Raw genomic sequence first — 22,819 nt, 5'->3', positions numbered from 1 at the left:
CGGACGGATGGACACAAAAAACGAGGCGCGCACGGCAAAAGTGCGTGCCTCGTTTTTTTATTGGGGCGACTGATCGGACGGTGGCGCGGCTCGATCAGCGCCAGATGTCATTGGCTCTTCTTCTTCGAGTTCTTGTTTGCCGTTTTGCTCGACGTCGTGCGCGACGATTGGCCCGAGCCTGTCTTCGACGACTTCTTCGACGTCTTGCCGCCGACCGCGTGCTTGCCTTTGCCGCCTTTGTGCTGGCCCGATCCCGCGCTATGCGCGCGGTTTGGCGGTACCGGATCGTTCCAGCTGAATGCGAGCATCTGCGAGCCGACGTAGCCGCAGCGGAATTTCAGATCGGCCGGCTCGCCCGAGTTGTCCTCGCGCACGCCGACGCCCTCGACGGTGACGATGCTGTCCACCTTGACGCGCTGCTTGCCTTCGTCGAACGAGTCGTTCCATGGCGTGACCGACGAGTGCGCACTGTCGAACGAACTGGACGGGAATTCGACGTGGTCGAAAGCGGTCGACGTGCTCGCGACGAAGTCGCCATGCGCGGCGCAGTCCGCGACGAGCGGATCCGCGTGCATTTCGGTGATAAATCTATTGACGAGGTCGTTGTGCTGTTCGAGCTGATCAGCGAATGCGGGAGCCGCGCAGATGAGCGAGAGACCCGCTGCGCAGGCTGCCAACCGGCCGATCACCCGCAGCAACCGGCTCGGTACATTGGTGCGATCCATCTAGTTCTTTAGACGCAAATAGGAGATGAGGCAAATAAGATGCCGCGCGCAAGGGTTGAGTTCAATGTTGCTGCAAATATTCTGCCTTGTCCTGATGGGGGCGCCCGGAAAGTCTCCAGTGACGAGGCGCTGATTATCACAGATGCGCCGCACGCGACGTCAAAGCGCGCATTCTCAGGTGCGCGGGCCGCCCAGACGATAGCGCCGCACGTCGTAGGTGGTCACCCATGCGGGACGGTAGACCGCGATCAGCGCGGTCGCCATGCCAGTGAACCATGCTTCGCCGGTGGCGAGCAGCAGCACGCTGAGCGCGTAGCCGATCGGCACCACGGTCATCGAACCGCCGGACACGACGATATGGATGCCGAGCGCTGCCGCGGCCGTCAACGACACGGCAATGGCGGGCGAAACGAAGCCCTGGCCGAAGATGAACATGAAAAGATTGCGCGGTAGCCACGCGGTGCAGATGCGCTGGAGCAAGGTCGAGATGGCGACGGGCAGGGCTCCGTACACGAGGAACGTCAGCGCGATGCCCTGCCACGGCGCATCGAAGACGACGGCGGCCAGCCCCGCGACCACCGCCATCGCGATCAGGGCGAGCCCCCAGTCGAACAGCGTGACGACGAGCGTGGCGCCGAGCAGGTGCATCACGGTGCCGTCGTCGAGCCAGGCGTTGCTCGACCACAGCACCGACACCGCGACGATTATCGCGAGCCAGACATGCTGGAGCGTGCCGTCCTGAAGTCTTTTGAAAGGTTTTTTCCACAGCGCGAGCGCGATCACCATCGCAGTGGCAATCCAGCCACCGACAGCGACCCAAAACGGAAGCGGTGTGTAGAGGAAACCCATGTGTCTCATATTACTCGTTGGACGAGAAAAGGTGTGAGCGGATTCCATGCCAGCCCACCCTCGACGCTGCGCGCATGCGGACGTTCCAACCCATGCGCGCGGCGTGCCCCGCGCCCCTCGTCATGCGGAACCCGGCCCGACCGACTTCCGCGCGGGCCGGCCGGGTGGGGCCTCACCGTACGACGTGGCGGGCTCCGCGGCCATCGGTAGCGCGCTGCTGGTGTCGCTGCCCGGCAACGGATACTGGAAGCGCGCACGTGTGCGGCGCCGGAGCGGAACTGGGCCAGGCTGCCCGCGGATGACCGGCCGCGCGCTGTGCTCGCCGTTGTTGCGCAGCACTTGCAAATGATTCGTGAGCCATCCGTTGTAAAGCGCGACCGCCGCGGCGCGATTGGGCGCACCAAGTTGCTGGAATATGCTCGTCAGGTGGATCTTGACCGTACCTTCGCTAATGCCGAGCGTGCGCGCGATCATCTTGTTGGTGCTGCCCATGTGCACGCAGCGCATGATCTGCTCCTGCCGCGGTGATAGCCCGCCCGAGAGTTTGTTGCGGCGGGGCGGCGGACTTTCTTCGTCGAACGTACGGATCGCGGTGTCGGTCGGCAGCGGCGGATCGATCGCCAGCGCGCCGGGCGGCACGTAGTGACCGCCGAGCAGCACCATTTCCAATGCGCGCACGATCAGGCAGGGATCGGTGTCGCGTGGAACAACGCCGAGCACACCTTCGTCCATCAGCGCGCGCACGAGCGCGGGCAAAGTCCCGTCGGTGAGCACGCTGATGCGCAGGTCCGGAAAGTGGCTGAGCAACGCACGCACCTGCGCAACCGACATCCAGTCCTCCCAGTCGATCACGACGAGATCAGGCCGATAACGCTTGAACGGACGTTCGAGCAGACGCCATTCATCGGCTTCTGTGAAGCGTGCCAGCCGGTCGATCTGCCGCAGCAAGGCCTTGAGTCCATCACGTCGTTCTGCGTTTGAATTGAGAATCGCGAAGCGCATGCATGTCTCCAGATGTATCGGGCGAAATGGCGCGACGCATCTGTGGGACTCGTGGAGCTGACTCGATCACGGCGATGCGTCACCGTGCCTATGATGACAAATTCCCTTCGTTTTGACGGCTGTCCAAAAGGCATAAGAAATGCGGGCAATCAACAAAAAAGCCCCGTATATACGGGGCTTTTTTGCGATAAGGCAGGGATGTCGACTTCGGTGTCAATGGAAATGGGGTTGCGCGGGCTCGGCGTCTTCGGGCATTTCCGCGTGGACGATTTCGCCGAGCGGGTCCGCATACAGCGGCACGCCGCAGTCGTCGCAATATTCCGGCTCGAAGCGGCCCGCGTGGCGGCGCACATCCGTGATGCCGGTTTCCTTGAGCAGCGCGACGATTTCCTCGAGCGGTTCGTCCGAGCCGGTGATTTCCTCCGGCTCCTCGTCGATGCCCGCCTCGCCGTTTTCGCGGCCGTAGAGTGGCCATACGACACCGTAGATCACGTCGTTGCTGCCCTTGCGCGTGAAGCCGACGCGGTATTCGTCGATGCGCCGTTCGCCGAAGCCGGCGACCACCGCGCGCAGATCCTGCGGCGCCGCGCCAATAGTGTCGAAAAGATAACGCACGGCGGTACGCACGGTGTGCGGACGCACACTTTCATCGGCGTCGCGGCACGCCGAGTAGTACGCATCCGGCAGCAGACATTCGAATTCGCAGCCCGGCAGCACAACCGACAGATTCGCGCCGCCTTGGGTGGCCCATTGCTCGAGACATTGGCCGCGCTCGATGCGAGTGCCGTGCTCTTCTTCCTGCCAGCGGAACGTCGCGTCGCCGACGGGAGCGGCGACTACGGCAAGCAAAAAGCGCGGGTCCGCCAGAATCGGCGAGGTCTCCGGCAGTTCGCCGAAATTGAGCTTCGCGTTGCCGCCGCTGACCGCGGCTTGCGCAAGTTGCTGGGCGATGCGCCACGTTTCGACGTGATGGCGCGGCAACTGGTCGATGCTGAACAGGAACGGAGCCATTGCCACGCGCGTGTTGGCGGCGAGCACGTGCGCTTGCAGGTGCGCGCGCAGGGCGTCGGCGGCGTCGGACTTGAGCGGGCCGGACGGAATCACGTAGCGGGTCCAGGCGAGCACAGGCGCGGCGATCAGCAGCGCCTCATAAGACACGCCTTCATGTTCGATCACGAACGATTCGCTGTGCGTTTCCGCCATGTCGGCCAGCGCGCCGTAGGCATCCGGATGGTTTTGCTGCAGATGGTCGAGCGCGGCGTCCAGCGTAGTCTGGTTGGCGTTGCGCACGACTTTGGCCAGCAGCGCGTCGAGCTTCGCTTCCCAGAAGCGATCTTCGGTACGGCTGCCCGACGCGAAAAGCGCGAGCGAGAGACCGACGAGCTTGTCGGCGTCGGGAGGGAGACGTTTGGTGATTCGCGAGCGCATAAATCCAGAAAAATTGGGGGCACGGAACCTTATATTCTAGTCTTTTCCAGGCAGCTATATGGATTGGCCAGCAATCTCCGGGCAATTTGGGCGCTTTCATCTCAAAAAATGCGGTCGCCACCGGTACAGTCGCAAGCGACTCGCAACACCCTGGCGGGATGGTATAAGACACCCCGGACGCCCAACTCGCTTCTATACTGACGGCGTTCAGCGGGCGCCTGACGGGCGTGTGTCATGTCATTGCCACGGTCTGGCGCATTAGGAGATTCATCGTGAAATCTGACCAACTGATCGAGCGACTTGCCGCGGTATTCGCATTGATTGTGCTCGTGGGTGGGTCGTTGCTGGTGCTGGCGCCATTTACGACCGCGCTGCTGTGGGGCGCCATCCTCAGCTACAGTTCCTGGGGACTCTACCGGCGACTCACTGGCGTGGTCGGCGGGCGGCGCAAGCTGGCCGCGACCTTGATCGTGCTGATTATTCTGGTCGTGGTGCTCGGGCCGTTCGTCTATGCGGGTTTCGCGTTCGGCGCGCATGTTCACGACATCGTTGCGCTGGTGCAAAGACTTTTCGAGTCGGGGTTGCCCGATCTGCCGCCGTGGGTGCAGCGGATCCCGCTGGTTGGTTCGAGCATCGGGGCCTTTTGGGAGCGCTTGACCAGCAGCAATTCCGAGTTGATCGCGCAATTGCGCACGCTCGCCGCTCCGGCTGGGAAGTGGATTCTGGCGGCGGCGCTTGCGGTGACGCATGGGCTGGGGCTGCTGGCGTTGAGCATCGTGCTCGCGTTCTTCTTTTATACCGGTGGCGAGGGGGCGGCCGCCTGGCTGAAAGCCGGCATGCGTCGAGTAGCCGGTGAGCGCGCCGAGTATCTGCTGGCGCTGGCGGGCAGCACGGTGAAGGGGGTGGTCTACGGGATTCTTGGTACGGCCCTCGTACAGGCGGTTCTCGCGGGATTCGGTTTCTGGATGGCGGGCGTACCGGCGCCGGCGTTGCTCGGGCTCGTGACGTTTTTTCTGTCGGTGGTGCCGGGCGGTCCGGTCATTGTCTGGTTGCCGGCAGCGATCTGGCTGTATCAGAGCGGGTCGACTGGATGGGCGATTTTTGTGGTCATATGGGGCCTGCTGGTAGTCGGCATGGCCGACAACGTCATCAAGCCGATCCTGATTGGCAAAAACAGTGACATGCCGTTGATTCTGGTGATGCTCGGCATCCTCGGCGGCGCGTTTGCGTTTGGTTTTCTTGGTGTTTTCATCGGCCCGACGTTGCTGGCGGTCGCTTATACCGTGCTGCATGATTGGACGATCGGCGCATCCGCCGTCCAGACGCTGGCGCCCGAAGTGAAAACCCCATCGATAGATGACCCGGGCCGTATGGGAAAGATCCCCTAAGGAAACCCCCAGGATTTCGCTTGCAAGTTCTGGCTGCGGCGACTAGGATTCCGCTCTTTCGCGCTCCGGACGCCGGGGTGCGGAGAAGCGGGAAGCCTTTGATGGCGTGGGCTTCAGCGGCGTGGGCAGGTTAAGCGAGTGATAAAAACCTGTTGACGATCCGACGGAAGCTCTCCATAATCTCGTTTCTCTGCTGCAGACGCAGCGACGCAAACGAAGCGGTGCCGGGTGGTGGTGGTTCAGGTGGTTCAGGCACGGCGGGTTTGGCGGACCGATCTTTAAAAACTAACAGTCGATAAGTGTGGGCGCTTGATGCGGAATGCGGCGGCGGATTCTCCGGAGTCTGCTGTCAGGCAGAAGTATCAGAAGCCTCACACAGTATTAGAGGAAGGTTTGTCTGTCGAAAGACGGATCAATCATCGTCAGTACGTTGAGTGAGCGACCGGGTTCGAGAGAGCCCGAACACAGTAACAGGTTTGAACTGAAGAGTTTGATCCTGGCTCAGATTGAACGCTGGCGGCATGCCTTACACATGCAAGTCGAACGGCAGCACGGACTTCGGTCTGGTGGCGAGTGGCGAACGGGTGAGTAATACATCGGAACGTGTCCTGGAGTGGGGGATAGCCCGGCGAAAGCCGGATTAATACCGCATACGCTCGGGAGAGGAAAGCGGGGGATCTTTCGGGACCTCGCGCTCAAGGGGCGGCCGATGGCAGATTAGGTAGTTGGTGGGGTAAAGGCCTACCAAGCCGACGATCTGTAGCTGGTCTGAGAGGACGACCAGCCACACTGGGACTGAGACACGGCCCAGACTCCTACGGGAGGCAGCAGTGGGGAATTTTGGACAATGGGCGCAAGCCTGATCCAGCAATGCCGCGTGTGTGAAGAAGGCCTTCGGGTTGTAAAGCACTTTTGTCCGGAAAGAAAACCTCGTGGCTAATATCCGTGAGGGATGACGGTACCGGAAGAATAAGCACCGGCTAACTACGTGCCAGCAGCCGCGGTAATACGTAGGGTGCGAGCGTTAATCGGAATTACTGGGCGTAAAGCGTGCGCAGGCGGTGCTGTAAGACCGATGTGAAATCCCCGGGCTTAACCTGGGAACTGCATTGGTGACTGCAGCGCTGGAGTATGGCAGAGGGGGGTGGAATTCCACGTGTAGCAGTGAAATGCGTAGAGATGTGGAGGAACACCGATGGCGAAGGCAGCCCCCTGGGCCAATACTGACGCTCATGCACGAAAGCGTGGGGAGCAAACAGGATTAGATACCCTGGTAGTCCACGCCCTAAACGATGTCAACTGGTTGTCGGGCCTTCATTGGCTTGGTAACGTAGCTAACGCGTGAAGTTGACCGCCTGGGGAGTACGGTCGCAAGATTAAAACTCAAAGGAATTGACGGGGACCCGCACAAGCGGTGGATGATGTGGATTAATTCGATGCAACGCGAAAAACCTTACCTACCCTTGACATGTATGGAATCCTGCCGAGAGGCGGGCGTGCCCGAAAGGGAGCCATAACACAGGTGCTGCATGGCTGTCGTCAGCTCGTGTCGTGAGATGTTGGGTTAAGTCCCGCAACGAGCGCAACCCTTGTCCCTAGTTGCTACGCAAGAGCACTCCAGGGAGACTGCCGGTGACAAACCGGAGGAAGGTGGGGATGACGTCAAGTCCTCATGGCCCTTATGGGTAGGGCTTCACACGTCATACAATGGTCGGAACAGAGGGTTGCCAAGCCGCGAGGTGGAGCCAATCCCAGAAAACCGATCGTAGTCCGGATCGCACTCTGCAACTCGGGTGCGTGAAGCTGGAATCGCTAGTAATCGCGGATCAGCATGCCGCGGTGAATACGTTCCCGGGTCTTGTACACACCGCCCGTCACACCATGGGAGTGGGTTTTACCAGAAGTGGCTAGTCTAACCGCAAGGAGGACGGTCACCACGGTAGGATTCATGACTGGGGTGAAGTCGTAACAAGGTAGCCGTATCGGAAGGTGCGGCTGGATCACCTCCTTTCCAGAGCTGTGCATTCATTGCACTCAAGTGCTCACGCTTATCGGCTGTGGTTAGAAGAAACGCAGACAGACTTCAGGGGTCTGTAGCTCAGCCGGTTAGAGCACCGTCTTGATAAGGCGGGGGTCGATGGTTCGAATCCATCCAGACCCACCACGGTCTTGTCTGGTGAGCTGAAGGGCCGGGGCCGCTGGAATATCTGTGGGACTGGGGGATTAGCTCAGCTGGGAGAGCACCTGCTTTGCAAGCAGGGGGTCGTCGGTTCGATCCCGTCATCCTCCACCAATCCTCAATGCGCAGGGTTCTGCCTGAAGGCAGAGCGTTGCGCATTGGCGATTGAGCCAGTCAGAGCGGTATGAGGCACAGGCTTCATACCGGCTGCCGTTCTTTAACAATCAGGAAGAAGTAGTAAAGAGATTCACGAAAGGCACCTGGAGATGGGTGCCGAGTAGGTGAATCAGGGTTGTGATTGTATCGATGTATTTTAAAGGTGATCGAAAGATTGCCTTGGAATACGGCGCAACACGAATACTCAACCTGTAGCGAGTGCGTCTATCCCCTCCGGGGATGGGACCCACGTAAGCGCTAAAGCGCTAACGTGGGTCGACACAGAGACACACCCGTTATAGGGTCAAGCGAACAAGTGCATGTGGTGGATGCCTTGGCGATCACAGGCGATGAAGGACGCGGTAGCCTGCGAAAAGCTCCGGGGAGCTGGCAAACGAGCATTGATCCGGAGATGTCCGAATGGGGAAACCCACTCCTAATGGAGTATCCGTAGCTGAATCCATAGGCTACGTGAAGCGAACGCGGTGAACTGAAACATCTAAGTAACCGCAGGAAAAGAAATCAACCGAGATTCCCAGAGTAGTGGCGAGCGAAATGGGATCAGCCGGTACACGTTATCTGTATTGTTAGTCGAACGCTCTGGAAAGTGCGGCCATAGCAGGTGATAGCCCTGTAGACGAAAACAGCATGGAAGAACTGGGTGTACGAGAAGTAGGGCGGGACACGTGAAATCCTGTCTGAAGATGGGGGGACCATCCTCCAAGGCTAAATACTCGTGATCGACCGATAGTGAACCAGTACCGTGAGGGAAAGGCGAAAAGAACCCCGGGAGGGGAGTGAAACAGATCCTGAAACCGCATGCATACAAACAGTCGGAGCCCCGCTTTAAGCGCTTTCGACGCATTCATGAAATGAATGCGTCAAAAGACATCAAGTCTGAAACATGACCACTGCGCGCTTGAAGTGGATTTAAGCGCGAGAGCGCTTAAAGCGGGGTGACGGCGTACCTTTTGTATAATGGGTCAGCGACTTACATTCAGTGGCGAGCTTAACCGATTAGGGCAGGCGTAGCGAAAGCGAGTCCGAACAGGGCGTCCAGTCGCTGGGTGTAGACCCGAAACCAGGTGATCTATCCATGGCCAGGTTGAAGGCACGGTAACACGTGCTGGAGGACCGAACCCACTAACGTTGAAAAGTTAGGGGATGAGCTGTGGATAGGGGTGAAAGGCTAAACAAACCTGGAAATAGCTGGTTCTCTCCGAAAACTATTTAGGTAGTGCCTCGTGTGTCACCTTCGGGGGTAGAGCACTGTCATGGTTGTGGGGTCCATTGCGGATTACTACGCCATAGCAAACTCCGAATACCGAAGAGTGCAATCACGGGAGACAGACATCGGGTGCTAACGTCCGGTGTCAAGAGGGAAACAACCCAGACCGCCAGCTAAGGTCCCCAAATATGGCTAAGTGGGAAACGAAGTGGGAAGGCTAAAACAGTCAGGAGGTTGGCTTAGAAGCAGCCACCCTTTAAAGAAAGCGTAATAGCTCACTGATCGAGTCGTCCTGCGCGGAAGATGTAACGGGGCTAAGTCATATACCGAAGCTGCGGATGCACAGTAATGTGCATGGTAGGAGAGCGTTCCGTAAGCCTGCGAAGGTGCACTGGAAAGTGTGCTGGAGGTATCGGAAGTGCGAATGCTGACATGAGTAGCGATAAAGGGGGTGAAAGGCCCCCTCGCCGTAAGCCCAAGGTTTCCTACGCAACGTTCATCGGCGTAGGGTGAGTCGGCCCCTAAGGCGAGGCAGAAATGCGTAGCTGATGGGAAGCAGATTAATATTTCTGCACCATTGTGAAATGCGATGGGGGGACGGATCGCGGAAGGTTGTCCGGGTGTTGGAAGTCCCGGTCCTTGCATTGGAGAAGGCGCTTTGGCAAATCCGGGCGCGCAATTCAAGGGTGCGAGGCGAGCCACTTCGGTGGCGAAGCAACTGGAAGGGGTTCCAGGAAAAGCCTCTAAGCTTCAGTTTCACAGTGACCGTACCGCAAACCGACACAGGTGGGCGAGATGAGTATTCTAAGGCGCTTGAGAGAACTCGGGAGAAGGAACTCGGCAAATTGGTACCGTAACTTCGGGATAAGGTACGCCCTCATAGCCTGACTGGCCTGCGCCAGAAGGGTGAAAGGGTTGCAATAAACTGGTGGCTGCGACTGTTTAATAAAAACACAGCACTCTGCAAACACGAAAGTGGACGTATAGGGTGTGACGCCTGCCCGGTGCCGGAAGATTAAATGATGGGGTGCAAGCTCCTGATTGAAGTCCCGGTAAACGGCGGCCGTAACTATAACGGTCCTAAGGTAGCGAAATTCCTTGTCGGGTAAGTTCCGACCTGCACGAATGGCGTAACGATGGCCACACTGTCTCCTCCCGAGACTCAGCGAAGTTGAAGTGTTTGTGATGATGCAATCTCCCCGCGGCTAGACGGAAAGACCCCATGAACCTTTACTGTAGCTTTGCATTGGACTTTGAACCGGTCTGTGTAGGATAGGTGGGAGGCTATGAAGTTGGGACGCCAGTCTCAATGGAGCCGTCCTTGAAATACCACCCTGATCTGTTTGAGGTTCTAACCTTGGCCCGTGATCCGGGTCGGGGACAGTGCATGGTAGGCAGTTTGACTGGGGCGGTCTCCTCCCAAAGTGTAACGGAGGAGTACGAAGGTACGCTAGGTACGGTCGGAAATCGTGCTGATAGTGCAATGGCATAAGCGTGCTTGACTGTGAGACTGACAAGTCGAACAGGTGCGAAAGCAGGTCATAGTGATCCGGTGGTTCTGTATGGAAGGGCCATCGCTCAACGGATAAAAGGTACTCTGGGGATAACAGGCTGATACCGCCCAAGAGTTCATATCGACGGCGGTGTTTGGCACCTCGATGTCGGCTCATCTCATCCTGGGGCTGTAGCCGGTCCCAAGGGTATGGCTGTTCGCCATTTAAAGAGGTACGTGAGCTGGGTTTAAAACGTCGTGAGACAGTTTGGTCCCTATCTGCCGTGGGCGCTGGATATTTGAAGGGGGCTGCTCCTAGTACGAGAGGACCGGAGTGGACGAACCTCTGGTGTACCGGTTGTCACGCCAGTGGCATCGCCGGGTAGCTATGTTCGGAAGAGATAACCGCTGAAAGCATCTAAGCGGGAAACTCGCCTTAAGATGAGATATCCCCGGGGCTTCGAGCCCCTTGAAGGGTCGTTCAAGACCAGGACGTTGATAGGTCAGGTGTGCACGTACAGTAATGTACTGAGCTAACTGATACTAATTGCCCGTAAGGCTTGATCCTATAACAGGTGTGTCTCGACCGGCGTTAGTGCCTGAGCACTGACGCCGGTCCGATCCCCGAAGGGGATTGGTGTGAACTCCCGCGGGAGCTAACAGAAACGCACGGTTGGGATTCAGTGTTGTGCCAGAAACAACACAACCCCCCACACTCGAATCCTTTACGCTTCTTCCCGATTGGCTGCGGCGCAACCGGTTGACTCCAACCCTGCGACGCAGCAACCCGTCATGCCTGATGACCATAGCGAGTCGGTCCCACCCCTTCCCATCCCGAACAGGACCGTGAAACGACTCCACGCCGATGATAGTGCGGATTGCCCGTGTGAAAGTAGGTAATCGTCAGGCTCCCCCCCAGTCAGAAACCCCACCCGCCGCGGTGGGGTTTCTGCGTTTACGCGGCCCAAATCAACAGCAACATGCTCGACCGAGCACGAACAATAAGCGTGGTCGGACGCCGTTGCCAGCCACTGCCAAAAGTAGCCTGTTGATCGACGCTTTTTTGCGCATACGACCTGCGCACAAACAAGCGTCTAGCTCGTCCCGAGCGCTGCTCGGTGGCGTTCCCGCGCTCAACGCTAGCCTCCCGCACGTATCTAAGGACACAAGGACTCTCTTACTATATCGGATAGTCTTATGCGTATCAGTAAGCCAAATCATTACGTGGAAAGGGCGGTTTCAAGGTCGAAGCGCAACGGCGGGTAGAGAACGACAATTACCTTGGCCGGTCCTTTGACAATTACCTTGGCCGGTGGTGAGGAGTCGGAGGCGGCGTAGCCGCCGGAGACGACGAACCGCCGGCGGCGCCGGAAGAGCGGGGTTTTACGATGGCTGATCGCATCGAACAAGAAGCGAACAGCCATGCCCGGAACCTACGTGACGGACCAGCAGGTCCGACTCTTTATGAGCAAGCGCAAACATCACACGCAAGAAGTCGCCGCGGCCATGGCGGGTATGAGCGTTCGCACGGCCCGACGCATTGAACATGAGGGCCGTCTGCCGTCGCAGAAGCCACCGCGGACGTGGCGCACACGTCACGATCCGTTCGCTGAAGTTTGGGAGGGCGAAGTCGTGCCGTTGCTGCGCCACGCGCCCCGGCTCAAGGCCATCACGCTGCTGTGCAAGCTGCAGGAGGCGCATCCCGGCCTGTTTCCTGACAGCATGCGGCGCACGCTTGAGCGGCGCGTCAACCAATGGCGCGCACTGGAGGGCCCTGGCAGGGAGATCTTCTTCACGCAGCAGCACCTGCCCGGCGTGCAGGGACTGTCGGACTTTACCGACATGCGGGATCTGCGCGTGACGATCGCCGGCGCGCCACTCGATCACCGGCTCTAAGTGTTCCTGGTAAAACGGTTTGACTTTGGCTAACCTGGCGTCTTGGTCGGTGCCGGGGTCGTGGATGAAGTGTGTCGTAGTGTTGAAGGCAGTCGAGGAGCTGACATTGCAGCAGATGTCGATCAATCACCGTCATCGGGATACGCGCACACGCGCGGCGGGCCTGTTGATGCTCGGACGTGGCCTCAAGGCCCGCGCCATTGCGGCGCAACTGGGCGTGAGTGGCCAGAGCGTCTACAACTGGTCGCACGCATGGCGCGAGCGGGGCATATGCGGCTTGATGGGCGCACATAACGGCGGCCGGCATGCGCTGCTGACTGAAGCCCAGATCGCTGTGGCCCTTGAGATCGCCCGCGCCGAACCGCTGACCCTTGGTGGCATTGCCCAGCGCGTCGAAGCCGCGCTCAACGAGCCGCTGCCCTGCAAGGTCGAAACGCTGGGCGAAGCTCTCAAGCGCAACGGCTTTTCGTTCAAGCGCAACCGCTACGCGCTCAAAAAAAGCGCAACGAAGAAGCGTTCGCAATGAAACAGGCCACACTCGAGAAACTCCAACAGGCTGCACGCGGGGACGCCGTGCGGTTGGTGTATCTCGATGAGGCGGGCTTCCATGGATCGCCGCCGGTTCAACGTAGCTGGTCACCACGAGGCTTGCCTCACCAGGTCGAACCGAACCATCACTGCCGCCGCAGCGTGATCGGCGCACTGGACTTCGGCGAAAACACGCTGATCCACGCCGCGCATACCGGCACCATTAAAGCCCAGGATGTCGAGTGCTTCATCGACAGTGTGCTCGCCACCGGGAACGGTCTGCCCACGGTGATCGTGCTGGACAATGCCAGCATCCATCACGGTATCAGCGACGCGACGCGCCAACGTTGGCTGCTCGAACATAAGGTCATCCTGTTTTACCTGCCTGCCTATAGCCCCGAGCTCAACATGATCGAGATCGTCTGGCGGCACCTGAAATACCGATGGCGTCGAGCCCTCACCTGGACGCGCGAGACCATCGATGCCGAACTCGCAGCACTGCTAAGCAGGTACGGCGCCGATTTTCAAATCAATTTTTCCTGAACACTTATCACTTCGTGCTCGCGTTCTCGCACTGGGAATACGCCTATGTCGTCGAAGGCGGCGAGAGCTTCGAGGCCCTCTCCACCGGTTTGCAGAATGCGCTGTGGCAGGCCGGTGGCTGCCCATACGAGCATCGCACCGATAGTCTGTCGGCTGCGTTCAAGAATCTGCAGACAGAAGAGGACTTCACGGCTCGCTACGACGCGTTGCTGGCCCATTACGGCTTGGCCGGCACACGTAACAACGTCGGCGTGGCCCACGAGAACGGCAGCGTGGAATCCTCGCACCGCCATCTGAAGGAGGCGGTCGACCAGGCGCTAATGCTACGTGGCCATCGCGACTTCGACGATCGTGCTGCCTATGACGCGTTTGTTCGCGAGGTCGTCATGCGGCGTAACCGTCGCAACGCGGCAGCGTTCAACGCCGAGCGCGAACACTTGCTGGATCTGCCCGCGCATCGCACGACCGACTTCATCGAAGAGGAGGCACGCGTGACACGCTGCGGCACCTTCACCGTGCGCGGGATTCTCTACAGCGCGCCGTCGCGCCTGATCAGCCACCGCCTGAAGGTCCGTGTCTACCCCGATCACCTCGACTGCTATCTATCCGGCGCGCTCGTACATAGCACAGCGCGGGGCTCCCATGCCGCCAATAGCCGCCGTCGCAAGCTTGACTACCGTTACTTCATCGAGGCACTCAAGCGCAAGCCCCAGGCGTTCAAGGGGCTGGCGTTTCGCGACGACTTGTTCCCGCGCGAGGCGTACCGCCGGACATGGGAGCGACTCGAGGCTCAGCTCACGCAGCGCGAGGCTTGCAAGGCCATAGTCGGACTGCTTGAACTGGCTGCCAATCATGGCGTCGAGGCGGTTCTTGCTGAGCGGCTCGAGGCATTGCTCGCTGCCGGCGAACTGCACGATCTCGAGCAACTGCAGAACGAATTCGCGCCGCGGCAGGCGCAGTGCCCGGACGTGGAGGTCGATATGCCGCCGGCGGCCCTCTACGACACGCTGATCGGCGAGGAGGTATCGGTATGAACGCGCCAGCAACCTACGATGCCGCCCGTATGGGGCTGATGCTCACCGAGCTGCGTTTGCCGACGATCGCGCGGCTATGGCCCGAGTTCACGCAGCGCTCAGACAAGGAAGGCTGGCAGGCCACGCGCCTGCTAGGCGCACTGCTTGAGCATGAACTGGCCGAGCGTGCGAAACGGCGCATTGAACGGCACCGCGTCGAATCGCATCTGGACCCGAGCAAGACGCTCGAGACATTCGACTTCGGCTTGGTGCCGATGGTGTCCAAGGCGCATGTGATGGCGCTCGCGAGCGGCGACTCGTGGCTCGAGAAAGGCGCCACGATCCTGCTGTTCGGGCCTCCGGGCGCCGGGAAGAGCCATTTAGGCTCCGGCATCGGCCATGCGTTGATCGACGCCGGATACCGGGTGCTGTTCACACGCACCGGCGAAATCGTGCAGAAGCTGCAGGCGGCTCGCCAGAGCCTGCAATTGCCATCGATGCTTGCCAAGCTCGATCACTTCGACTTGATCATCCTCGACGACCTGTCATACGTGCGCAAGGATCAAGCGGAAACGAGCGTGCTGTTCGAACTCATTGCCGAACGCTATGAGCGGCGCAGTCTGCTGATCACGGCCAATCAGCCGTTCTCCGGCTGGAGCGACGTGTTCCCCGATCCGTCGATGACGGTGGCCGCCATCGATCGCCTGGTCCATCACTCGACGATCTTCGAGCTGAACGTAGAAAGCTACCGGCGTCGCAGCGCCGACGACAACAAGCGCGCGCGGCGGCGTCAATTACCCCAACCCGAATCGGACGGAGCGACAACTATGACGAACTGAGCAGCGACAACTAACCCCGCCGACCGGCCAAGATAGTTGTCCCTCGGGCGGCCATCGTAATTGACTGCGTATTCCACGCAAAGAGAACAGCCATTCGACGGCAAAGTGAATCGTGATTCCACGGCAAAGTGAACAAGGATTCCACGCCATCGCGAACAAACGGAGCGCAGCGACGCGGGACCTTTACCTTTTTACTCGGACTGCGGCTTTGCGGTCAATCGACTGCGCGTCTTGCGCAGCGATTCGCCCGCGAGCGTGATGCGATGAGCGTTGTGCACCAGCCGGTCAAGGATCGCGTCGGCGACAGTGGGTTCGCCGATCGCCTCATGCCAGTGGTCCACCGGGATCTGGGAGGTAGCGAGCGTGGAGCGGTGCCCGTGACGGTCGTCAAGAACCTCAAGCAGATCGCGCCGCGCGGAATCAGTCAGCGGCGCCATTGCCAGATCGTCGAGAATCACGAGATCCGTCTTGGCAAGTTGGGCGAGCCATCGCGCGTAGCGCCCGCTGCCGTGTGCGATCGCCAGTTCCTCGTTCAGTTTCGGCACGCGCAGATAGCAGGCGGAGAACCCCTGGCGGCACGCCTGGATGGCGAAGGCGCAACCCAACCAACTCTTGCCGAGCCCGGTCGGGCCAACCAGGATCAGGTTCTGCCTCTCCCGAAGCCACTCACCGGTCAGCAGTCGGGCGGTGAGCGCCCGGTCCAGGCCGCGGGCGGTGCGATAGTCGATGTCCTCGGGCGAAGCGTCGGGGACCTTCAGTCTGGCCCGGCGCAGCCGGGCCGCCGTTTGTCGCGAGTCACGTTCACTGGATTCACGCTCGACCAGCAGCCCCAGACGTTCTTCAAAGCCCAGTCGGTCAATGCCGTCCTGGGACTGTTGCTCGGCAAGCGCCGCCGCCATGCCGGGCAGGCGCAGCGCGTGCAGTTTGTCGACAGTGGGATGATGCAGCATATAGACTCCCTTTCAGCTTCAGTGGTAGTACGAAGGCCCGCGCACGTTGGCATGCACAAGCGGCAGGTCGGCCTGCCCGGTGGCAGGTTCGGGCTCCCGGTCCAGGCCGTTCTTCAGCGTCGAGTCAATGAACCTGTAGTTCGGCGCTTTCAGATCGATCGCGCGGCGGCAGGCAGCTTCGAGCCGGTCGCGTCCGTAATCCTTGCCCATGCGCAGCACACCCAGGCAGGTGCGATACGACTGCTGGGGGTGCTTGCGGGCACCCAGCAGGTGCTGGATGACAGCCGCCGTATGCGGGCCGATGTCGGCGGCCCAGTTGCGCAGCCGCTCCGGGTCCCAGCCCTTGGCGACCGCCAGGTGCTCCGGCGGCATGTGCGCGTCGATCGTGGTGTGGTAGCGACGGCGAGCGCTTTTGCCGTGAGCGGCAATGCGTTGGCCGCGATGGAAGATCTCGACGGTGTTGATCGTGTGGCGCACGTCGACCTGTTCGCGCGCGTAGCGATATGGGACCGAGTAATAGTGCTGATCAAGTTCAACGTGATAGTCAGGGCCGATACGCGCGACCTTCCACTCAGCGTACTGATAGGGCTGCTCGGGCAAGGGCCTGAGTGCCGGACGATCGATTTCGTCGAAGACGCTACGGCGGGAGCCGGGCAGTTTCTTGAAGGGCCGGTTGTTCAGATCGCCCAGTAACGCGGCGACCGCCCGGTTGGCCTCGCCCAGGCTGAAGAAGCGCTGGTTGCGCAGGCGGGCGAGGACCCATCTCTGCACCAGGAGGACCGACAGCTCTGCTTTCGGCTTGTCCCTCGGCTTTTTACTGCGAGCCGGGATCACAGCCACGGAGTAATGCCTGGCCATTTCCTGGTAGGTTGGATTGATGTCCGGATCGTAGAACCCCGGCTTGTGGACGCCCGATTTTAGATTGTCGGGCACCAGGATCTCGACCAGGCCGTCATAGAACGCGAAGGCGCGCACGTGCGAGCCGATCCAGTCGGGCAACTGCTGGGTCCAGGTGAGCTCAGCGAAGGTAAAACCGGACACGCCGAGCGCGGCGACGAACAGTTCAGCCTCGCGGACTTCACCGGTGTCCGGATTGATGATGCCGAGCTTCTTGCCCGAGTAGTCGACGAACAGCTTCTGGCCCGGCACGTGCGTTTGCCGCATCGTGACAGGAAGCCGCTGCGCCCATTCCTGGTAAGCCTTGCAGAACCAGCTATAGCCGCAGCCGTCCGGATGCTGCGCCTTGTATTCCTGCCACAGCAGATCGAGCGTGACGCCTTTCCTGCCGATCTCGCGATGCACCGCCGGCCAGTCCGGCATGCCGCGCGTTGGCTCGCGCCGTGCCGGCGGCGGATACAGTCTCGCCTCGAGCGCCGCGTCGTCCGTCAGCAGTTCCGGTGGCAGGGGCCAGCCCAGCCCCGCCAGCCGCGTGCGGCGCAGGTAATGCCACACCGTCGTTGTCGAGGCACCGACCGCGTCGGCGATCTCCCTCTGGTTGCGGTCACACTCGAAATGCAGCCGCAGCACTTCCCTGATTTTGCGCATGGTCAACCTGACATTTGCCATTCGGCACTCCCGACAAAACTGTCGATCGTGCCACCGTTGACCCGCGTCGCCGCCACCCCGAAACCGTGTTCGCGATGGCGTGGAAACCCTGTTCTTTTTGCCGTGGAATCGGCATTAACTTTGCCGTGGAATTCGTGTTCTTTTTGCCGTGGAATCCCTGTTCACTTTGGCGTGGAATATTCAAATTGACAATCTACATTTCGCTTGAGCACTTTCTTCAGCACCGTTCGACCATGCTCATTTACACCATGGACGGCAAAAACGTTCTTCGCCAGATCGATGCCAACTGTCGTAATCTTCATGATGGGCGCTCCCCTCGGTCAGGTGGTTGCTTCGACACATCCACTTTGGCACGTTGATGCCGCTTCGGGTGGGGCGTCCATCCCATTAGTCTTGACGCTAGCTCGTTCGACGGCAGCGACCACTTCTGCTTGTGCTGCGCGATGAGTTCGAGAACGGCCTGCAGTCGCAGGTTCGCCTGTGGCGCGCTGACCATGCGGACCGCCGGCTTCTCCCTGAATCCGTCGTGAAGCGCGACCTTCCACTGGGCGGCAGACAGTTCAAGCGACACTGCCAGGATGACGCCCTCAGCATGTGGTCCGGTAACGTGATTTGCGTCCATGATGCCCTCCGTTGAGCAAACCTTGGCACGGTCAATCTTACGACTCGGGCCTTGACGACTCTCACGCTACATAGGATCTGATTGTTCGCCGGGTCGCTGCGCGCTGGCCAACGTGCGGCCGCAATCATGAGCCTCATCCGCTCAGCGCAACTCAACGGTCACGAACCCCACGCATATCTGAAAGACATCGGGACACGGCCGCCCACCCACAGGGCAAGCGACATCGCCGCATTGCTGCCACATAACTGGCAACCTCTTACCGCTGTCGCCTGATTCACCGTCCGTCAACGTGGGTTCGCCAGCCGCTTACCGCACGCACGCAAGGTGCCGGATCATACGGAAGTTGGCCTGTCCCTGCCACGGAAACGCGGCCAGCACCAGCCGGATCGCCATATCGAAAGGCGTGCGTCGGCCGATTCCGAGTACCTCTAAACGGCTCGATGCCAGATGACAGTTGTGCGGGCGCGGCGTCGCGTCGGTGGGTGTGCGCTGGGGCGTCAGATGCGCGTCGAGTTGCAACGCTTCTGCCAGGCGCACGGCGATCTCGTACTTGTTCATCGGTTCGTCGCCCGACCATTGCACGATGCCAGAGACCGTTTCGCCGCGCGCGTGCCGCTCGAGCATCTGTCGAATCACGAAAGCGACATCGGGCGTGAACGTAGGATAGCGGATCGCCCAAGCGTCCATCCTGGCAGCCTGGGCCCCCGGCGCCGCCGCCGCTGCAATCGCCGGCACGAGGCTAGTCACGGCCGATTCCGACCAACTGACGATCGGACCATATAGCAGCGGCAGACGCAGCACGCATCCGCCCTCGGCCGTGTCGGTCAGCGCTCGCTCGCCTTCGAGCTTGCTCTGTCCGTACGCGTTCAGTGGCGCAGGTGTGCTGTCGTGACGATAGGGCGGGTGCGTGCCGTCGAACACATAGTCGGTCGAGATCGACAGTGTCCACGCGCCGTGTCGGTTCGCCGCCCCGGCGATCATTCGCACGGCATCGACGTTCAGCGCGCGAGCAAGCGCCGGGTCGCGCTCGCATACATCGGGACGGCGCTCCGCCGCGGCAATCACGACGGCATCCGGCGCTACGCGGTCGATGAAACGCTCGACCGCAAAGCTATCGCGAACATCCAACGCGACCATTCGCGGAGACGTTCGGCTATATGCGGTGGAGACGGTCTGCCAGCCGGTCTGGCGCGCGAGTTCGTCGTTGAGCGCGCGGCCGAGCAATCCGGAACCACCTATTACGGCAACCTTGAACATGCGCGGCACCCTCAGCGCACAGACGTGACCGTGTATCCGGCCTCGTCAATCGCGGCCTTCAGCGCATCGACGGGTTGCGCCGACTCCACGAGCACGCAGCCGGTCGCGAGATCCACTTGAACCTGCGCGGCGGCGTCGTGCTCGCGAATCGCGCTCGTGACAGCGGCAACGCAGTGCTGGCAGCTCATGCCTTCTACATGGAGTTCGATTGTCATTGCAAAGACCTCGGCGGAATCAGATTGCGGATAGTCGAATTATGCCTGCCGTACCTTGTTTGGGTAGCTGACCTTCCCACCATGGGAAGGTGTAGGATCGATTGGAGTTCAGCCGCAACCTTGAGGAAACAGTCATGAACATAGGCGAAGCGGCCCGCGTGTCGGGCGTTACGGCAAAAATGATCCGCTACTACGAAAGTGTCGGCCTATTGACTGCGAAGGCGCGCACGAGTGCCGGTTATCGCGTGTATGGCCCGCAGGAAGTGCATTCCTTGCGCTTTATTCGCCAGGCTCGCCGGCTCGGATTTCTGGTCGAGGATATCCGGCGGCTGCTTGCTCTATGGCACGACCGCTCGCGTGCAAGTGCCGAAGTAAAGCGGATCGCGCTCGAACATGTCGCCGAACTCGATCGCCGCATCGCCGAACTGACGGACATGCGCGACACTCTCGCGCATCTGGCCGATCATTGCCATGGTGATGACCGGCCAGATTGTCCGATTATCGAGCGACTGGCGGACACCGATCTTGTATCGGGACAAGGTTGCCGTCCGCTTTAGCGGCTAATCGAACTGCAACCCGGCCTGCCGATTCTTAAGGTCGAGCGATTCATGCACCGAAAGTGCGCATAAAACTTGCGGAAATGACGTCCACTTAAAGGACGCCTGGATGAATCCCAATAAAATCAGGAACTGCATTGCACCTTACCGGTGCACTATTCCAAAACGGAATGCACACCATGCGGGCATTTCACTGTTCAGGTTGCACCTTGAGGCTATAATGCGGGTTAACCCTTTTGCGGGAAATCCCTGATGTCAAATCACCGGGGATTCGATCTGATCCTTGGAGAACATCATGTTTGCATTCATTCTTGAGAAGCTCAGCACCTGGTTCGAAACCGCGGAACGTAGCCGTCGTGAGGCATATCTCGCCTCGTCGTCGGATATCGTTCAGCTCGAACAGCGCATCCGTTCGCTCGAAACCAACGGCTATTCGCTGTAAGTTTCCGCTTTGAGTTTGACCTGGCGGCGCCTGCTTTTGCGCGGCCGTGCAGTTGCAGTACCAATGTCGAGCCCCGTCAAAGCGGGGCTTTGTCGTATCTGGACATCGAAATCCGCGTGTGCCTTCGACGTTTTTTCGAGTGAACGGCGCAAGAAAGCTGCTGATGGCGAATATCGACTAGCTTCGTAACGCGGCCCGCGGTAATGTATGGCGTTTTTCGCGCAAGACGGCATTCATAACCAATTGGGCTGTCCATGTCCTCCGTCCGTTCGCTGCAAACTTTCCGAGCCGTGATGGCCGCGGCCGCCATCGCGACGCTCGCCGCCCTCTGCGCCGCGTCGGACGCATTCGCAGTGTCCGATAACGGGCGTCCCCCCGTGATCCTCGATACGCTTGGCGGCGTCAATAATGGCCAGAGCGGTACCGTACTGCTGAGCTCGCCGCCTGCGCCGGAGCCGATCGTCGCCGCGCCGCCGATCGCGGCACCGGTCGAGCTGCCTGCGGAATCGTCGCCGCCGTTCGTGGTCGCGCCGTATATCCAATTGCCGGCGGGTGGTGGCGTGCCGCCGCGGCCGATGCCTCGAGCGGTGCCCCTTCCGCAATAGGTACCGACGGCGCGAGAGATCGTCGGCGGTGCTTCTGCGGTCCCGTTTCTCCCCCATACGCCAGCTTGCCTCGCACCCGACAATCTCATTCGGGTTTGGGCGCATGGCGTCCGTGAAACCGTCCGACGACAATCGTTGCACGCCTCGTCGCCGTGAGCTTCGATCTCGGCAAGTGCGCCTGCGTCACTGCTTCGAACGGAACACACAACAAGGAGACGTCACCATGCTCAATCAATGGATGCAGCGTGCGACGCGCACCTGCGTGATGCTGCTCGCACTGGCTGCGTTGCCCGGCGCTGGGTTCGCGAAGGACACGCCGGAAATGCCGACACTGACGATGGCCGTCGGCGGCTTACCTGGCCTGTACTATCTGCCGGTCCTCGCCGCACAGCAGCTCGGCTACTTCAAGGACGAAGGCCTGAACGTCACGCTCGAAGACTTCGCGGGCGGCTCGAAAGCGCTCGAAGCGGTGGTGGGCGGCAGCGCCGAAGTCGGCGCGGGCGCGTTCGAGCACACGTTGTTCATGCAGGCGAAGGGTCAGCACTATCGCGCGTTCGTGTTGATGGGCCGCGCACCGCAGATTGTGATCGGCGTGGTGAAGTCGAAGGCCGATCAGATCAAGTCGCTCGCGGACTTCAAAGGCGCGAAGGTCGGCGTGAGCGCACCGGGTTCGTCGACGGATCTCGTGCTCACCGTTGCGTTGCGCAAGGCCGGCGTGCAGCGCAGCGACATTTCGGCGATCGGTGTCGGCAGCGGCGCGACGGTGCTGGCCGCGGTGGGCAGTGGGCAGATCGACGCGCTGTCCAATGTCGATCCAATGATGACCAAGCTCACGCGTAGCGGCGCCATCAAGGTGCTTGTCGATACGCGCACGGTGAAAGGCACGCAGGAGGTGTTCGGCGGCATGATGCCCGCGGCGACGCTTTACGCGGCCGAAAGCTTCATCCAGAAAAATCCGAAGACAACGCAGGCGCTGACCAACGCGATCGTGCGTGCGAATCATTGGCTGCAGACTGCGAGCGACGCGGATCTGCTGAAGATGGTGCCGCAAGCCTATCTATTGGGTGACCCGACGCTCTATCTCGACGCCTTTCACAACGTGCGCGACGCGTATTCGCCGGACGGACTGATGCCCGCTGATGGCCCGGCGACGTCGCTGCGCGCGTTGTCGTCGTTCGATAGCCGGCTCGATCCGAAGAAGATCGATCTGAGTGCTACCTATACGAACCAGTTCGCGAGCAAGGCGGCCGCGCAGTTCAAGTGAGCGTATGCGGAGAACGGGTTGCGCAAGACAGGTGACGGGGAACCGCGCGCGGCACGCTCACGCGCCGCTCATCAC

The 22,819-nt window shown here is 60.3% G+C and carries 18 protein-coding genes, 2 tRNA genes, 3 rRNA genes and 4 pseudogenes; 16 read left to right on the top strand and 11 right to left on the bottom strand.

What is annotated here, in order from left to right; genetic code table 11:
• Window positions 1-107 precede the first annotated feature (107 nt).
• The 4 genes from OKW30_RS12925 to OKW30_RS12910 all read right to left on the bottom strand — a co-directional run bounded on the left by OKW30_RS12925 (window position 108) and on the right by OKW30_RS12910 (window position 4,004).
• On the bottom strand, window positions 108-725 hold the full coding sequence (locus OKW30_RS12925; RefSeq protein WP_429346863.1) for a BspC domain-containing protein: 618 nt from the start codon (window positions 723-725) through the stop codon (window positions 108-110).
• 174 nt (window positions 726-899) lie between these two features.
• Window positions 900-1,574 (bottom strand): energy-coupling factor ABC transporter permease, encoded by a 675-nt coding sequence (locus OKW30_RS12920; protein WP_184028785.1) that lies wholly within the window; start codon window positions 1,572-1,574, stop codon window positions 900-902.
• A 120-nt stretch (window positions 1,575-1,694) separates the two neighbouring features.
• Window positions 1,695-2,576: a response regulator transcription factor gene (locus tag OKW30_RS12915; RefSeq protein WP_090803814.1), complete on the bottom strand. Its 882-nt coding sequence runs from the start codon at window positions 2,574-2,576 to the stop codon at window positions 1,695-1,697.
• 213 nt (window positions 2,577-2,789) lie between these two features.
• Complete coding sequence (locus OKW30_RS12910) at window positions 2,790-4,004, bottom strand: DUF2863 family protein (protein WP_184028728.1); 1,215 nt, start codon at window positions 4,002-4,004, stop codon at window positions 2,790-2,792.
• A 272-nt stretch (window positions 4,005-4,276) separates the two neighbouring features.
• Here OKW30_RS12910 and OKW30_RS12905 point away from each other — a divergent pair, with 272 nt between their 5' ends.
• From OKW30_RS12905 to rrf, 6 genes are all read left to right on the top strand, one after another.
• Window positions 4,277-5,392: an AI-2E family transporter gene (locus OKW30_RS12905; RefSeq protein ID WP_429347749.1), complete on the top strand. Its 1,116-nt coding sequence runs from the start codon at window positions 4,277-4,279 to the stop codon at window positions 5,390-5,392.
• 478 nt (window positions 5,393-5,870) lie between these two features.
• Window positions 5,871-7,403, top strand: a 16S ribosomal RNA gene (locus OKW30_RS12900).
• A 76-nt stretch (window positions 7,404-7,479) separates the two neighbouring features.
• Window positions 7,480-7,556, top strand: a tRNA-Ile gene (locus OKW30_RS12895).
• Window positions 7,557-7,609: 53 nt separating this feature from the next.
• Window positions 7,610-7,685: transfer RNA gene (locus tag OKW30_RS12890), tRNA-Ala, on the top strand.
• A gap of 344 nt (window positions 7,686-8,029) precedes the next feature.
• A 23S ribosomal RNA gene (locus OKW30_RS12885) occupies window positions 8,030-11,015 on the top strand.
• A gap of 227 nt (window positions 11,016-11,242) precedes the next feature.
• A 5S ribosomal RNA gene (gene rrf, locus OKW30_RS12880) occupies window positions 11,243-11,356 on the top strand.
• Together the 16S, 23S and 5S rRNA genes with 2 tRNA genes alongside form the textbook arrangement of a ribosomal RNA operon.
• 311 nt (window positions 11,357-11,667) lie before the next feature.
• Here the strand turns inward: rrf and OKW30_RS12875 are convergent.
• Window positions 11,668-11,871: a hypothetical protein gene (locus OKW30_RS12875; RefSeq protein ID WP_429346862.1), complete on the bottom strand. Its 204-nt coding sequence runs from the start codon at window positions 11,869-11,871 to the stop codon at window positions 11,668-11,670.
• On the opposite strand from OKW30_RS12875, the pseudogene OKW30_RS12870 reads away from it, so the two are divergent.
• From OKW30_RS12870 to istB (OKW30_RS12850), 5 genes and pseudogenes are all read left to right on the top strand, one after another.
• Window positions 11,870-12,340: pseudogene (locus OKW30_RS12870) on the top strand (IS21 family transposase); the annotation flags it as partial. The gene OKW30_RS12875 and the pseudogene OKW30_RS12870 sit on opposite strands and share 2 nt — an antisense overlap.
• A gap of 67 nt (window positions 12,341-12,407) precedes the next feature.
• Window positions 12,408-12,869, top strand: a complete 462-nt coding sequence (locus OKW30_RS12865; RefSeq protein WP_429345692.1) for a helix-turn-helix domain-containing protein — start codon at window positions 12,408-12,410, stop codon at window positions 12,867-12,869.
• Window positions 12,866-13,414 (top strand): IS630 family transposase, encoded by a 549-nt coding sequence (locus tag OKW30_RS12860; RefSeq protein ID WP_429345693.1) that lies wholly within the window; start codon window positions 12,866-12,868, stop codon window positions 13,412-13,414. Before OKW30_RS12865 ends, OKW30_RS12860 begins: the two co-directional genes overlap by 4 nt.
• A 5-nt stretch (window positions 13,415-13,419) precedes the next feature.
• A pseudogene (locus OKW30_RS12855) lies at window positions 13,420-14,448 on the top strand (Mu transposase domain-containing protein); the annotation flags it as partial.
• A complete protein-coding gene (istB, locus tag OKW30_RS12850; protein ID WP_184074568.1) occupies window positions 14,445-15,266 on the top strand; it encodes an IS21-like element helper ATPase IstB in 822 nt (273 codons plus the stop codon). The pseudogene OKW30_RS12855 and the gene istB (OKW30_RS12850), both read left to right, overlap by 4 nt.
• 191 nt (window positions 15,267-15,457) lie before the next feature.
• Here istB (OKW30_RS12850) and istB (OKW30_RS12845) read toward each other — a convergent pair whose 3' ends face one another.
• The 4 genes and pseudogenes from istB (OKW30_RS12845) to OKW30_RS12830 form a co-directional block, all read right to left on the bottom strand.
• On the bottom strand, window positions 15,458-16,216 hold the full coding sequence (gene istB, locus OKW30_RS12845) for an IS21-like element helper ATPase IstB (protein ID WP_184071868.1): 759 nt from the start codon (window positions 16,214-16,216) through the stop codon (window positions 15,458-15,460).
• Between the two features lie 18 nt (window positions 16,217-16,234).
• Window positions 16,235-17,782 (bottom strand): IS21 family transposase, encoded by a 1,548-nt coding sequence (istA, locus tag OKW30_RS12840; protein ID WP_184071870.1) that lies wholly within the window; start codon window positions 17,780-17,782, stop codon window positions 16,235-16,237.
• A gap of 200 nt (window positions 17,783-17,982) precedes the next feature.
• A pseudogene (locus OKW30_RS12835) lies at window positions 17,983-18,084 on the bottom strand (IS110 family transposase); the annotation flags it as partial.
• On the bottom strand, window positions 18,081-18,404 hold the full coding sequence (locus OKW30_RS12830) for a hypothetical protein (protein WP_262421670.1): 324 nt from the start codon (window positions 18,402-18,404) through the stop codon (window positions 18,081-18,083). The gene OKW30_RS12830 and the pseudogene OKW30_RS12835, both read right to left, overlap by 4 nt.
• A gap of 81 nt (window positions 18,405-18,485) precedes the next feature.
• Between OKW30_RS12830 and OKW30_RS12825 the strand changes: the two are divergent.
• Window positions 18,486-18,677, top strand: a pseudogene (locus tag OKW30_RS12825) (transposase domain-containing protein); the annotation flags it as partial.
• A 33-nt stretch (window positions 18,678-18,710) separates the two neighbouring features.
• Here OKW30_RS12825 and OKW30_RS12820 read toward each other — a convergent pair.
• Together OKW30_RS12820 and OKW30_RS12815 are read right to left on the bottom strand one after the other, a co-directional pair.
• On the bottom strand, window positions 18,711-19,661 hold the full coding sequence (locus OKW30_RS12820; RefSeq protein ID WP_429346861.1) for a dTDP-4-dehydrorhamnose reductase family protein: 951 nt from the start codon (window positions 19,659-19,661) through the stop codon (window positions 18,711-18,713).
• Window positions 19,662-19,672: 11 nt separating this feature from the next.
• Window positions 19,673-19,876: a heavy-metal-associated domain-containing protein gene (locus OKW30_RS12815; RefSeq protein WP_429346860.1), complete on the bottom strand. Its 204-nt coding sequence runs from the start codon at window positions 19,874-19,876 to the stop codon at window positions 19,673-19,675.
• A 134-nt stretch (window positions 19,877-20,010) separates the two neighbouring features.
• Here OKW30_RS12815 and cueR point away from each other — a divergent pair, with 134 nt between their 5' ends.
• The 4 genes from cueR to OKW30_RS12795 all read left to right on the top strand — a co-directional run bounded on the left by cueR (window position 20,011) and on the right by OKW30_RS12795 (window position 22,744).
• The gene (gene cueR, locus OKW30_RS12810; RefSeq protein ID WP_018418651.1) at window positions 20,011-20,433 is read left to right on the top strand and encodes a Cu(I)-responsive transcriptional regulator; all 423 of its coding nucleotides are present in this window, start codon (window positions 20,011-20,013) and stop codon (window positions 20,431-20,433) included.
• Between the two features lie 295 nt (window positions 20,434-20,728).
• Window positions 20,729-20,875 (top strand): DUF3563 family protein, encoded by a 147-nt coding sequence (locus OKW30_RS12805; protein ID WP_018418650.1) that lies wholly within the window; start codon window positions 20,729-20,731, stop codon window positions 20,873-20,875.
• A gap of 254 nt (window positions 20,876-21,129) precedes the next feature.
• Window positions 21,130-21,480 (top strand): hypothetical protein, encoded by a 351-nt coding sequence (locus OKW30_RS12800; RefSeq protein ID WP_260336535.1) that lies wholly within the window; start codon window positions 21,130-21,132, stop codon window positions 21,478-21,480.
• 223 nt (window positions 21,481-21,703) lie between these two features.
• A complete protein-coding gene (locus OKW30_RS12795; protein WP_187619694.1) occupies window positions 21,704-22,744 on the top strand; it encodes an ABC transporter substrate-binding protein in 1,041 nt (346 codons plus the stop codon).
• The last annotated feature ends 75 nt before the right edge of the window (window positions 22,745-22,819 follow it).

It is taken from the genome of Paraburkholderia sp. Clong3 (genome assembly GCF_050436485.1).
Taxonomy (GTDB): domain Bacteria; phylum Pseudomonadota; class Gammaproteobacteria; order Burkholderiales; family Burkholderiaceae; genus Paraburkholderia; species Paraburkholderia tuberum.
The sequence above is the reverse complement of the archived record's forward strand: the minus strand, read 5'-3'. Positions and strand labels throughout refer to the sequence as shown.